The organism is Ruegeria sp. BH8, from assembly GCF_056538065.1.
Genome location: NZ_JBQFSP010000009.1, coordinates 58763 through 72097 on the forward strand (window position 1 = coordinate 58763; position 13335 = coordinate 72097).

At 57.4% G+C, this 13335-nt stretch carries 12 protein-coding genes; 6 read left to right on the forward strand and 6 right to left on the reverse strand.

All coding sequences use genetic code 11. The annotated features are described in order from the left end of the window. Positions 1-167: 167 nt before the first annotated feature. From ACR0AD_RS14860 to ACR0AD_RS14885, 6 genes are read left to right on the forward strand one after another with little or no spacing between them, the layout of a single operon-like run. Positions 168-1289: a hypothetical protein gene (locus ACR0AD_RS14860; protein WP_480488160.1), complete on the forward strand. Its 1122-nt coding sequence runs from the start codon at positions 168-170 to the stop codon at positions 1287-1289. A gap of 55 nt (positions 1290-1344) precedes the next feature. Further along, positions 1345-3276, forward strand: a complete 1932-nt coding sequence (locus ACR0AD_RS14865) for an AAA family ATPase (protein ID WP_480488158.1) — start codon at positions 1345-1347, stop codon at positions 3274-3276. After that, positions 3273-3731 (forward strand): hypothetical protein, encoded by a 459-nt coding sequence (locus ACR0AD_RS14870; RefSeq protein WP_480488156.1) that lies wholly within the window; start codon positions 3273-3275, stop codon positions 3729-3731. Before ACR0AD_RS14865 ends, ACR0AD_RS14870 begins: the two co-directional genes overlap by 4 nt. Continuing rightward, positions 3728-5065, forward strand: coding sequence for a DUF6638 family protein (locus ACR0AD_RS14875; protein WP_480488154.1), 1338 nt, complete (start codon positions 3728-3730; stop codon positions 5063-5065). The genes ACR0AD_RS14870 and ACR0AD_RS14875 overlap by 4 nt, the downstream gene beginning before the upstream one ends. Before the next feature lies 1 nt (position 5066). After that, positions 5067-5333: a hypothetical protein gene (locus ACR0AD_RS14880; RefSeq protein ID WP_480488153.1), complete on the forward strand. Its 267-nt coding sequence runs from the start codon at positions 5067-5069 to the stop codon at positions 5331-5333. A gap of 10 nt (positions 5334-5343) precedes the next feature. Then, positions 5344-5988, forward strand: a complete 645-nt coding sequence (locus ACR0AD_RS14885; RefSeq protein ID WP_480488151.1) for a DUF1523 family protein — start codon at positions 5344-5346, stop codon at positions 5986-5988. A 53-nt stretch (positions 5989-6041) separates the two neighbouring features. On the opposite strand, the gene ACR0AD_RS14890 is transcribed toward ACR0AD_RS14885, so the two are convergent. The 6 genes from ACR0AD_RS14890 to ACR0AD_RS14915 all read right to left on the reverse strand — a co-directional run bounded on the left by ACR0AD_RS14890 (position 6042) and on the right by ACR0AD_RS14915 (position 13280). Next, positions 6042-7136 carry a flagellar basal body P-ring protein FlgI gene (locus ACR0AD_RS14890; protein WP_480488149.1) on the reverse strand — a complete coding sequence of 365 codons (1095 nt, stop codon included), beginning with the start codon at positions 7134-7136 and terminating at the stop codon, positions 6042-6044. Beyond that, positions 7133-8140 (reverse strand): flagellin, encoded by a 1008-nt coding sequence (locus ACR0AD_RS14895; RefSeq protein WP_480483906.1) that lies wholly within the window; start codon positions 8138-8140, stop codon positions 7133-7135. The genes ACR0AD_RS14890 and ACR0AD_RS14895 overlap by 4 nt, the downstream gene beginning before the upstream one ends. A gap of 2 nt (positions 8141-8142) precedes the next feature. Further along, positions 8143-9594: a flagellar hook-associated protein FlgK gene (flgK, locus tag ACR0AD_RS14900; protein WP_480483907.1), complete on the reverse strand. Its 1452-nt coding sequence runs from the start codon at positions 9592-9594 to the stop codon at positions 8143-8145. Between the two features lie 33 nt (positions 9595-9627). After that, positions 9628-10923: a flagellar hook protein FlgE gene (locus ACR0AD_RS14905; RefSeq protein WP_267366907.1), complete on the reverse strand. Its 1296-nt coding sequence runs from the start codon at positions 10921-10923 to the stop codon at positions 9628-9630. Between the two features lie 91 nt (positions 10924-11014). Continuing rightward, complete coding sequence (locus ACR0AD_RS14910; RefSeq protein ID WP_480483908.1) at positions 11015-11854, reverse strand: flagellar motor protein MotB; 840 nt, start codon at positions 11852-11854, stop codon at positions 11015-11017. Between the two features lie 88 nt (positions 11855-11942). Next, complete coding sequence (locus tag ACR0AD_RS14915; RefSeq protein ID WP_480488147.1) at positions 11943-13280, reverse strand: FliI/YscN family ATPase; 1338 nt, start codon at positions 13278-13280, stop codon at positions 11943-11945. Positions 13281-13335 lie beyond the last annotated feature (55 nt).

A 13335-nucleotide genomic window follows, 5' to 3' on the forward strand; every position in this document is an offset into this window, starting at 1 on the left:
TTGGCAAGTAGCGAGGTTTGTAGGCCCTGCTTATGTTGGCATAATTCAGAAATGTGGAATTATCTGGCAGCGCGCTCACCATTTCTCTCCAGCGGATTTGCTTGGTTCTGTTCGCAAACAGCGCCAGGTAGCGTCTGCGGACTTTCTTAGACTGTGGGAGAAAGCAATTGGTAGCTGACCCCACCAAAGACCATGTTGGCCTGACCGACACTTTCGCTTCGCGCCGGTATTTCCGCAAATTCGAGGTGATCACTGTCCACCTGTTGCGCGTGGCTGCGACGATGGAGGCGGAGGGTGCGATCTCGAAGCAAGAGGTGCGGATCGTGTCGCGCTACCTCTCGGGGCTGCTCTACACCTTTCGCGCGCTTAGCATGAAATACCTGCTGGTTGGGCGCGATACGGGGCGGTTCTTTGGCAGCCTCGCCATGGACAAGCGCGACAGCGGCTTTCCAGTGGCGGCTGAGTTGCTGACCATGGCCAATGACGCGCAACAGGCGCAGGTGCATTTGGCGAATATGCCCTCGGAAGATGACCTGAAAACCGACATGGTCCGCACGATCATTGGGGACCGGGAAATCCCCACCAAGCTGCAATTCGCGCTGTCGCAAAGGCTCTATTACGAAGAGTTGCTAAAAGGTCAGCTGTTCTGGGCCCGGAACGATCCCGAATGCCACTGGATCGGGAATGAGGGCGAGCGGCGCAAGTTCATGATCCACTGGGCGGTCTATGACAGTCAGGTCAACCTGCCCGTCATATATCTGATGCAGCTGGAGGACACAGGCAAATCCGCCCTGCCCAAGGATCAACGCCGCTGGCCCGAAGTGCAGGCGCATCTGATGGCGCAGTCTTTGGGCGGGCTGAAACTGGTGACCATAGCCAAGGGCTTTGATCAGGATTTCGATGACCTGCACCCCAAACACCTGCGTCGCATCCATGTGGGGCCGATGTATTCTTCGGCGTTTACCGAACAATCCGGCCCCTTGCGGCAGGTGCTGGAGGATGCGCAATCCCCGCAAGGTCAGGATTGGGCGCTGGCCTGGACCACCGAAGAGCTGCACAGCGAAGAGGTCATCGAGGAACGCGCCGGCTGGTTTTCAACTGTCGAGCGCGAGGTCTTTGCGCTGGATCCTTTCGGCGGGCAGGGGGCCGAAACCGGCGCCACCCGCACCCAACGGTCGATCATCCTGCCACAGCGCCCGTTTCAGGTGCTGGCCGAACGTAACCCGCCGGGGTTTGCAGATGTGCGCAAGTTCGTCGTCAGCAATGCCGGGCAGGTATTGAGGTACTAATTTTCGCCTTCGGCGAGAGTATTTTTGAAAAGATGAAGCAAGGGCGGTTTGTTAGATGAGTTTGACGTCAGATCAGATGGAATTGCGCGAAGACGACATTCGCAAGCATTATCCGGCAGCGACCGCTTTGCTGAACGGGTTCGAACACGCGCCGCGGATCGCCAAAGCCGTGGAATCTACCGTTGAACGCTCACCAGGTGTTTCGACTGGTCGGCGGTTTCGCTCGACGACACCGGGGTTGGTGACACGCCGGACCGTGCGCGCAGACGGGGTGCATCTGGTTGAGAGGATCGAAGCCTCGGACGATGGTGACGCCTTGGTTTCGCCGCCGCAGGCAACTGCACAACAGGCGATCCGCCGCGCCATCGCAATAGCTTTGGCCGTGGCCGACACTTATGCGGAACAGACCCCGCTTGCGGATCTGAAACGCGCGAACCTTGCCGGGGATCTGCCTACCGCGCGGAAGACCGAGTTTTCAGAGGTTCTGACAGCCGAAGCGCTGATCACGATGCACACGTTCGGCAATGCGCTGGCCTATCTGTTGTCCTCGCATCTGGGTGAGACCACGGTTGATATTGGTGAGATCGAAGAGGTCCTGACAGACAACGGCCAACTTGCCCTGCACGGCGCGTTGTGGGAACTGGACCAGACGCTGGCCAAATACGCCTCGGACGATGCCCACCTGATCGCCGCCACCAGTGCCTATGCCGAGCAACTGATGGAGAAGTCAGCCCTGCGCGCAGGGTCCGCAGGTTACCTGGCCCCGTTCCAGAACGCAGCCTGGCATATCGAGGCCGACGATCTGACGATCCGGGGGTTCGAGCCGGCCTCCAAGGCCAAATCCACCACCTTGACCATGACGTTCAAGAAGCCGAACGAAGTGGTCGGCAACCATATCGCCAAATATCAGGCGATGAAGCTGGCCAAGATGGTGATGGCCTATGATTTCGACCGCCGCCTGAACCCGTTTGCGGAACTTGGCGGGTTCATCTTTACCTTCATGGGTGACGGAAAGCCGGGCACCGGTAAGACCACGCTGATCCAGATGATGGCCGGGCTGATCAACGAGTATTGCCAGAACGCAGGCTATCCGTTCCGCTATCAGAACCTGAGCACCGACAATATCGACAGCTATCAGGGCAAATCCGGCCAGAACGCCAAGGCGTTTATCAACACGATCATCGACCCCTCGGTCATCGGCTTTGGCACCATCGACGATATCGACCAGCTGGCGGGTAAGCGCGGTGACCGGCAGTCGTCAGCCGGGCAGTTGGAGATCACCGCCGTACTGATGGAGAGCTTTGCCGGTGCCAACACCGTCGTGCGCGGCAACTGCACCTTTGGTATGTTCTCGAACTACCCTGAGAATGTGGACGACGCCCTGCGCCAGCGGGCGGGCGCGCGGTTCCTGGTCGATGGGCCGCAGACGCGCGAGGATTACATCGACATCCTGCACCTGTTGATGGGCCGCAACCACGACATTCCGCTGGGCGAACACGAGGCCTATGCCGCGCAGGAAATCAAAAAGGCCGTCGCCGCCAGTTTCGAAAGCCATTCCCGCCCGCATGAGGACGCTTTGCTGCAGGTCTATGACCGGGTGTCTGGCAAGATCGGCGAAATGGACACGATCGCCAAGCTGGGCACATACCTCAAGGCGATCCAGCAGGCGGATGAGCGGTTCACCGGCCGCGCGATCAAGAACATCACCGACGCGGTCAAGGTCCGCGCGATGGATTTCGAACTGCCCGACGAATGGATGGAGAACCCCGACCTGTTCCTGTTCCGCGACTACGACACCAAGAAGGCCATGATCGAGGATCTGCGCCAGCCGATCACGGTCGAGATGGTTATGCAGGAAATCAACCGCTACGCCGACAGCGAGTTCCGCTATGCCGACAAGAGCGATGAGGTCGCAATCGAAAACGCCGTCCGCGAGATGGGCCGGATGGAAGAGGCCAAGCGGCGGTATCTGGAGGGGAAGGTGTGACCGGCGGTCTGGAAGTTTTTATGTTCGTCGTTTCCAGCATGGTGGTGTCCTGCCTTGTTGGCTGGTGGACAGGAAAAACAGGTTCAGAAAAACTAAATCGACTTAGGCTTCGCGCAGTATTGATTACTGTGGCTTTGTTTTTCACAATCATCCCTTTTGTCCCAGTAGTGGTATCAATCGTTTTGACGGGAGGTGTAGAGAGCTTAGACTACTTTCTAAGCATGTGGGCAGTTTCCATATTCATTGTTCTTGTTTCTATTATGTCCGGAATTGTTGGAGTGTGGGCAATACTGGTCTTGAGTCTCTTGTTTTGTCTGGCAACGCTTTCGATCAGCCGTCGACGTTCCGGCAATAGTGACATGTTTTCGAAACATAATTTGGTCCGAATGGCTCAACAGGAAGAATTTCTCTGGAACATCGAAGAAACGATTACCCAACAGAAAGAGCGCCAATGATCCGCCTTATCGAAAAAGGCCTGATGTTCGGCAACCTCGTCCACATCTCCAGCCCGGCCTTAGTCGAGCGGTATAACCGCGCGCTGCAGCATCTGGCGGGCAAGACCACGGCGCTGAGGGATTTCCATGTCGATATCTCGGGTTATTCGCCGGAGGTGGGGATTGAGCTGGAGGACGAGCTCTACCTTAACCCCAACGGGGTCAACCGGCAGTTTATCCTGCTGACGACCGAGCAGAAACGCGCACCGTTGCTGAACGTCAAATTCTCGACCTCGCGCGATATCCTGCGGGAATTCATCGAGATGAATGAGGCGCAACTGTTTGCCCTGACCGCCACCGACGCGGTGGCCGGAGAGCTGGTGAACTCGGTCTTCAAGCTCAGCAGTCCCCGTAATTTGTTTAATCTGCGCAAAATCGAGATTGAGGCCGACACCGCAGGCGGCACCTTGCGCAAGGCGCAGCAGCTGGCGGGCATGGTCGAACAGTTCAAAACCGCCGAGGACGCCTGGTTCGACGATGTGCTGATCGCCAGGATGATCGAGACCGCCAAGGAGACCGGCGACGTTACGCGCAACCCCGTCCATCTGCGCCACACGGATTTTGAGCAACGCAACTTCTGGACGGCGCATTTCGGCGGGCTGTACCTGTTCCCGGACCTGGATCACCCGGCGGCGATCTGTATGGGTGACAAGCCTGACGATTTGCCGATCAAATACGTTTTTGACCCGTCGCAGCGGAACCAGGTTGCAAAGTTTCTGGATTACAATGATCTGGTCGAACCCATCGTCAAGGCGCGCGGTGTAGACGCCGCCGCAATCCTGCAGCAGAAGATGGATTTCCTGACTGTCGATGCGGCGGCGGATGCGGATGTCGACCTGACCGGGCTGGACCGAAGCGATATGCGGCGGTTGGCGCGCAATCACTCGGATGGCTTGCCCGAAGCCTATCACGGCCTTGCGCAACTGTTGCGCTGGGCAAGCGACGGGGGGCCGTGGCCGCGTATCACGTCGGATCATCCGGCTTATTTCTACACTTTGCGCGCCGCTGACACGCCGAACCGTGATCTGGTGAACATGCTGCTGGCCGAACTGGCCCCGCTGGACCCGCGCCAGATGTTCATTTGCCACAAAGAGCTGTTCTATAGCACCTATTCCAGATGGCCCGAGAGCAAGAAAGCCTATGTTGCCGACTTCCTCGCGCGCGAGTATCAGGTGGACAAGCAAGGGGCCCGTGCCGCGCTGTTCGGCCATGAGCCGGATATGAGCGGCGAAGACCGGGTCAGCGATGACATAATCGCGCGGGTCGGTCCGTGGGGTTCGGTAAGGAAAGGCTGAAATGTTCGGGTTATTGCGCCTTTTGCTGATCTTGTTGGTGATCCAGACGATCGCCTATGCCGCGCTGTCTTTCTACTCGCGCGGGATACGCCGTCGCAAACTGGAAAGCTGGTGGGATGAGAAGGGCAAGACGGGCAACAAGGACGCTTTTGTCGAACGCGGATTGCATGTGTATGACAATTCGTTCCGGCGCAAACTGATCCTGGGTGTCTATATTGTGCCATGGGTGGCGATTGGCGCGCTGATCTACATCGTGAATTACATGTGAGGGTTTAGGCATGGCCTATGTGAAATGGGCGTTCATCATCATCTTCTGGGGAACGATCGCGGCGGTCCTGCAATACTCGCTGCCGCAACATGATGTTGTGCGTATCGTAAACACCTACGAAGAGCGGCAGGATCTGAACGACTGGACACGGATTTTCTGGTCCGAACCCGAAGACCAATCCACCAGCCTGTCCAACCGGGATGTGCAATTCATTCAGGCCGTGCGCGAAAATGGCAAGCCGATCGTGTACCGAAACGAAGACACCGGGTGGGGGTGGCCACCCTACTTCAAGTTCGACACGGCGAACCTTTACACCGAAGCCAATGATGCGAAATCGACCAAGGAAAACCCGAAATGGGTGGTCGTGACCCATTACGGATGGCGAAACGAGTTCATGTCGATCTTTCCCAACGCCATTTTCATCAAACATGTGGAAGGGCCGGATGTGCAGGTCATTCCCTGGTTCAACATCATTTTCCTGACAATTTTCGCCGCGCTGGTCTGGGCGGTTTGGGTGCGCTGGCGCAGGTTCCGAAAGGCCCGAATTGATCCGATGATCGAGAATGTGGAAGACGGCTTTTATGCGGCCGGTGACGCGATTGAAGAACGCCGAAACAGATTTCAGCGCTGGCTGGACAGCTGGAAATCGAAATAGGCCTTAACGTCACGGGCGTGTTTGTGGCACGCCCGTAGGACCAAAGATATCGGCTACCTGACAACAAATTCTGCGTGCAAGGCGCCCGCCGCTTTGATGGTTTTCAAGATATCGATCATATCCTGGGGCGATACCCCCAGCGCATTCAGGCCTGCGACAACCTCGGACAGGGTCGTAGCTTCGGGGATTTCGGCAAGGCCGGTTCCTTCTTCCTCTTCGATCCCTGCAATAGTGCGCGGAACGACCACTGTTTCGCCCCTGGCAAACGGATTGGGTTGCACGGCAATCGGTGCTTCCTGAACTGTCAGGGTCAGATTACCCTGAGAGACAGCCACACGCGATATCCGGACTTCCTGCCCCATTACGATGGTGCCAGAGCGCTGATCGACCACCACACGCGCCTTTGCTTCCGGCTCGACCAGAATATTCTCGATACGCCCAATGGCATGGGCCGTCGACACTGCCTGAGTTGCAGCAATGTTGAGTTCAACCGTGCCTGAATCGCGCATGATTGCCACAGCTCTGTTGAACTCGGTGTTTATGGCGAATTCGATACGCGCGGCCGTGGTGAAATCGGGTTCTCTCAACGCAAGGCGCATTTGGGTTAAAGTTGACAAGTCGAACTCAATTTCACGCTCAACACGCGCGCCGGACGGGATCACACCCGAGGTTGGTACCCCACGCACGATCGACGCAGCCTCTCCTTCAGCGGAAACGCCACCTGCAAGGATTGTGCCTTGTGCAACCGCATAGATTTGCCCGTCTGCTGCGTTTAGCGGGGTCATAACCAGTGTCCCACCCAACAGACTGTTTGAATCGCCTATCGCCGAAACCGTTACATCAATTTGGCCGCCGACTCTGGCGAAAGGCGGCAGACTGGCTGTCACCAAAACCGCTGCCACATTCTTGGGCCGGAAATCCTCGCCCGTTACGTTGACACCCAAACGCTCCAAGATGTTGGACATGATCTCTTCGGTGAAAGGAGAGTTGCGCAATCCGTCGCCGGTTCCGTTCAAACCGACAACCAGGCCATAACCCACAAGATCATTACCCCGTACACCGTCGAAATCGACAAGGTCCTTGAGGCGGATTGCCCCCGCCCAGGCTATACCGGGAACAAGGATCAGGAGAAGTATCAGCGCCCTCATCTCAGGAAATTCACCAGCGAAAGGTTCGCATTGCGAACGGTTACCGAATAGAGGCTTTCCAACTGAAACTGCACCGTTTGCAATTTCGCCGCTGTTTCATAAGGATCTGCTGCGATCAGCTCGTTCCGGCTGAATTCCAGACTGGTTCGGGCCATCGAATTTCGCGTGGCGGCCTGTTCGATGCGGCCCTCGGCGCTGCCGACCTGGGCCCGCAAGTTTACTGTGGCATCCTGTGCGTTGGCCAGATCGACGCCCAGCTGGGTGAACAGGGCGGTGCGCTGGTCGGAAGAAAGAGCCAACGTATTGTCGGTGGCTAATGCCGCTGTTGCAACATCCCTTAGGGCCGCCTTGAATGCCGGGTCGGTTGCCGTGAGTGGCAGCGTAACGCTTTCATTTTCCGAGATCTGCATAGGAGAGAGTGTGGTGCTCGCACCCTGATAAATCATGGCGTCAAACCCGGCAGGGCTATTGAACCATGTGTCGGCAGCCAAGCGTATGTCGGCGACGGTCACAGCCCCCGTCAGTTGTGTCTTCAACGCAGCCAACAGCGTGTCAGTCGAGGGCAGTGGCGAGACATCCGTGGCTGTACCCGAAAACAGACTGCGCCCACCAACTCGCGTGTTGAGCGCCGATACCATCGTGTCGAGCTCATTCCTGGCATGATCTGACGCCTGCGCATGATTTACCGGCTGATTGGCCGTTCCGTAGGCCAACAGAGACGCGGTTATTTCGCCAACCGAATCTCCAAATGTCTTCAGGCTCAACTGCATGGCATCCGTGAACAGGGCCGCTTCGGCTGTGGCGATGCCAAAGGCGTCGAGTCTGGCAAGCGAACGGTCCAGGTCCAGGATCTGAGAGTAATCTCCGCCAAGTCGGCCGGATATGTCCTGCACTTTGCCGGTGGACATCTCGTAAGAGAGAGTTTCAATCTGTGTTTTGATTTCAGTGGCGCGGGTGCGAAGGGTCATACCGCGCGCCAGATCGCCGATAGCAGTCAAGTTCATGCTCATAACCTCAGAAGCGTTTCCATAAGCTCATCGACGACCGAAATGACACGCGCGTTTGCTGCGTATGTCTGTTCGATCTGCATGAGGCGCTGTAATTCCTGATCCGTATCGACGCCTTGTTCGGCCTCAATCTGTGACATTTGTTGTTGGCTGTTGCTGGCAAAAACCTTCCGCTGCTCTGCAGCGTGGGATTGCGCCCCGGCTTTCGACATAAGCGCCTCGGTCAACTCGGCGGCGCGCATGTTTCCAGTGCCAAACAGCCCGCCAGGTACGGTGCGCGCATCATTCAGAATGGCACCGAAAGCACGCAGTTGCGACGCTTGTCCGGGATCGCCCGGCGTTGCGGCACCCAGCCCGGCGCGGAGCTTCCAGCTGTTCCCGCCGTTGTCGGGGTCCGCAACCGAATTCATCGAAATGCGCGATGACAGCCCGACAAAGGTTGTCGGGTCGAACCGATTTCCGTTGTCTGTGAACAGACCGGGATCTGTCGCAAGTGCCGTGGGATCCAAGCCCGGCGTTTCAAATCGTTCGATAAGATCGCGGGCAACGGTATCAAGCTGCAGCTGCGCCTCAACCGCCAATTCATCGCGAATTGAAAACTGGGCCATCAACGCGCCGCCACGGATTTGCGCAGTGTCCCCGCTGGTGCGTACCGGGTTGCCGTTCATAGCCAATCCGGACAGGAGACCATTTGCAACCGTCATGTGGGGTTTCGTCTCACCGGTCGTGGAAAAGGTGAACTCGGACGCCTTACCTTCAAGAAGTATCAACCCGCCGTCTGAATAGAGCGATACCTGATCGTTGGCACGTGGCACAACGTTGACCGGGATCAAAGTATTGACCTGATCGATCAGGACTTGCCGTTGATCCAGCAAGGCCCCGATATCGCCGCCGGAATTTTGAATGGCCGGAATCTTTGCGTTCAGAACTTCGATGTCTTTCAGAACCAGGTTCAGGCTTTCGATCTGATCGCCTATCTTGCGGTCCGCGTCCGAGCGTGCCTGTCGCACACCCTCAGAAGCCGCGTTAAGCTCTGCCGTAAGGTCGCGCGCCGCGCGCGCCACTTGATCAAGTCTTTCGATCGAGTCGGGTAGACTGGCTGCGGTGATGAAGCTGTTTTCCAAGGCAGACATACGGCTGGCAAGGGATGGCGTGCTGTCTGCTGTTCCTACAAGGTTTTCGAACCGTGAGCGGAAATCCGAAATGGAGGATTGAAAGGCAAGCTCGGCGTCTGACGACCGTCTGTTGGCCGTCAGAACCGGGTCCTGATGCCGGATTACCCCAACCGCACGCACGCCATTGCCAGATATGGGACTTGTCGCCAGTTCAAGGGACCTGCGCGCATAGCCCGGTGTCAGGGCATTCGCGATATTCCCCGAGACCACAGCCGCCCCGCGACTGGCCGCTGTCAGCCCACCCAATGCGTTATTGAGTGCCGTCGACATATTCATGAGGCCGCTCCTTTCCTTTGGTCAGCGCCTGGATCAGCGCTTCAAGTTGGTCGTTTCCTGAAGCATCTCGTCCACCGTCTGGATCACCGTGGCACTGGATGAATAGGCGCGTTGTGTCTGGATCAGAGATGTCAGCTCGGTTGCCACATCCGTGGTGGATTCTTCGCGTGCGAAGGAAACGATATCACCGGTTGGGCCTTCGCCCGCGTTCCACAGAAAGAACGTGCCGCTTTCGCGGGAAGGCGCGTAGGTTTGACTGTCCAGCGCTGTCAGGCCGTTGGGATTGGGAACATCGGCCAGCGGGATCTGGAACATTCGGCGGCTGACACCGGTATCGTAGAATGCATAGACATAGCCACTTTCATCGACCTGAACGCTGGTCATCGTACCAACGGCAGATCCATCGCGCGTGATTGAAACCGGAGCAAATGTATCGGATAGCTGAGTAATGCCATCGGAATCGCCGATCAGTCCGATATTGACCTCCATCGGGCCGCCAGCGACATTGACCATGACACTGCCGGTTACTGGATCGTAAGCGCCACCGGATACAGGAGTGACGCTGGCCAGCGTACCACCAGCCGTTCGATTATCGGTAAAGGTCAAAGTGTACTCCCCGATAATCGCGCCACCGGATGCTGAATCGCGCAGAACCATGGTCCATTCATTGCTGCTGCCAGTTGCGGGAACGGTCGGGATCAGCTGAATATCAATACTTTCGGATTTCCCGAGATTGTCGAAATACTCGACCGATAAAGGCTGTGTGTCGCCCGGCGCACCCGCATCTGTTGCCGTTGCGGGAAGGTTCATACGCAGGTTCATCTTTGTTGTCGGGGCACCGGACAACTGGTTGACGCTCAACTGAATTGGTTCAAGCGCGGCGGGCGTGTCGCGTGGAACGGGCGGGATGGACCCGTCTGCCGCAGCACGCCATCCCAAAAGAACAAGGCCGGATTCGGTCACCAGATATCCTTCGTCGTTAGTCCGGAAGGAACCTGTGGTCGTCAGCAACATCTCGTTCGAATTTGCGCCGACCTGCGAGCTGGATCGTACCGGCAACATGCCGCGTCCGCGCACTGCAAGATCGGTAGAGTTGCTGGTGGTCACCAGTGATCCGCGCTGATCAATCATGCGCTGGCTGGTCGTGCGCACGCCCCCTGCCGAGTAACTGCCACCCTGGCCAGACGTGACCATCGAATGAAAGTCAGTTTCCACTCGTTTGTATCCGTAGGTCGAAGAGTTTGCGATGTTGTCGGAAATCGTTGCCAACCTGTTGGCGTTGGCCTTCAACGCCGCCACACCGGCATTCAGCGAAGAGGAAATTGTCATTGGCGCGCCCTTCTGTTGCGTCAAGCTTCGATGCAACAGGTAACGCGCTGCCCCTTAACAGCGCGCTAACAGGTAAAATGCGTTCTATCCTTTAGGGTCGCCGCAGAAATATCACTTCGATTCTGTTGTTCCGAACCGCCATCGGATTGTCGGTGAAGAGTTTTCGGTCAGCATGACCTGTGACGCGATCCATCCGGCTTGCCGCTACGCCTTTGTCCTGTAACAGCTGGCGGACTGATTGCGCCCGGGCAGTGGACAGTTCCCAGGCGGTATTGCGAACCTGCACAACAGGAGATGCGCTGACATGGCCTGTGACAGCAATCGGGTTGGTCACGAGATCCGAAGAACGCGCTATGATCAAAGCAAGCGCCCGCAAGATCCCGGTTGGTTTCCCTGAACCGGGGTCGAACAGTGGCTGGGTGTCCGTATCGAATAGCTCAACAACGAATCCTTCGTCGGTGACGCGTGTCACGATATGCCTGAGAAGCTTGTCCGACACCTCGCTTTCACCGGTTCGCCCCAAAAGCTGAGCTTCAAGCGTCGAGAAGTCTTCGGTGTCACCTTTGCCACCACCGATGGCATCCAAACCGGTTGACCCGCGTGCCTGACGGGATTCAGTTGCGTGTTTGGTGCTGGCCCCGGCACCATCCCGCAGCAATGTCTTTTCCGACAACATGCTGTCGCCGCCAAAAGCACCGTCTCCGCCGCCGGATTCGGGGCTCAGGGGGATTGTCGGGGCGAAGTAATCCGCCAACCCTTTGCGTTGCTGTTCAGTTGTCGCGTTCAGCAGCCACATCAACATGAAGAAGGCCATCATGGCCGTGACAAAGTCGGCATATGCAACTTTCCACGCACCGCCGTGGTGACCATCACCACCCGACACACGCTTCTTCTTGATGATGATTGGCGCCGCATTGGTCTGCGCACCCATCTCCACCACCTATATTATCACCCGACTTTTTGCCTAGCAGCGCAGGTCTTAAGGTGGCCTTAATACTTAAAACTGTTTGGAATTCTGCCTAGCGTGGCAAGCTGATCGATGCACGACGCAGTATCAATGACAAGCGGTTAAAGCTGTTTTCGATTCCCTCAGCTTCCGGTTTGGCAAAAAAGGCGTCCAATTCCTCGTGAACGCGAACGGCCTGATCCAGCAGCGGATCAGACCCTTCGGCGTATAGCCCGGCCTTGATCATCACTTCGGACTGCTCGTAACTGCCCACGAGTTTTCGGGTTTCTGTGATCATCTGGTTCTCGGCCTCGGATGCGGCTCCCGGCAGGCTCCGCGACACAGATCTGCTGACGTCAATGGCCGGGAAACGCCCCCGTTCGGCGATGTCGCGGCTGAGTACAATGTGCCCGTCCAAAACGCCGCGCAGAATGTCAGCGATGGGTTCATCCATGTCCGAACCGGCCACCAAAACGCTGAATACCGCAGTAATATCCCCCTGTTCCTGCGTTCCGGGACCTGCGCGTTCGCAAAGACTGGCGATCAGGGGGGTGACAGAGGGTGGATATCCCCGCAAAGACGGGGATTCCCCCATAGAAACAGCGATTTCACGATGCGCCTCGGCGAAGCGGGTCACGGAATCAGCCAGAAAAAGAACGTTCAAACCCAGATCCCGCAGATACTCGGCTGTCGACATGGCCGACCAGGCACACCGCCTGCGCGCCAATGCCGACTGGTCAGAGGTGGCGGCGACCACGATTGTGCGTTTCATGGCTTCGGGGCCAATGGCCTGCGCGACAAATTCATTCACCTCGCGTCCGCGCTCGCCAATCAGAGCGACTACGACGACATCGGCCTGCATGGACCGGGCCAGTGTGGAAAGCAGGGTCGACTTACCGACACCCGACCCGGCAAACAACCCCACCCGCTGCCCGCGTACGACGGGCAACACAGTGTTGAGAACCGACAAGCCGGTGGCCATCCTCTGCCCCAAAGGTTTGCGTGCCACGGCTGGTGGAGGGGCCTGCATGATATCGCGCGTCTGCGATCCGCTCAGCAACGGTTTTCCATCCAAGGGTCTGCCAAAGGGGTCGATTACCCGTCCAAGCCAGTGCAATCCTGGTGCAAAATCCGGTGATGGGTCAAGGTAGACGCGATCCCCCAGGCTCACGCCGTCGGGCGCCGCATTGGGAAGCATTTTGATATGGCCAGAACCGACATGAAGCACCTCGCCCGCAAGATCGGACCCGACGCGCCGCCGCAATGTCAGCAAATCCCCGACCCGGGCATGCGTGTTCAAACCACCGATTTCGATCAGACCCTGTGCGACGCCGGTAACCAGCCCCACGTGACGGACTGCGGTCATCCTGTCGAGTTCGTGTTTCAGAAGTACCGGGTCGAGATCAGACATCGTGGAGTCTCCAACTGAGTTCTGAAAACGGTTTCTAAAGGAATCAGGGTTAAGC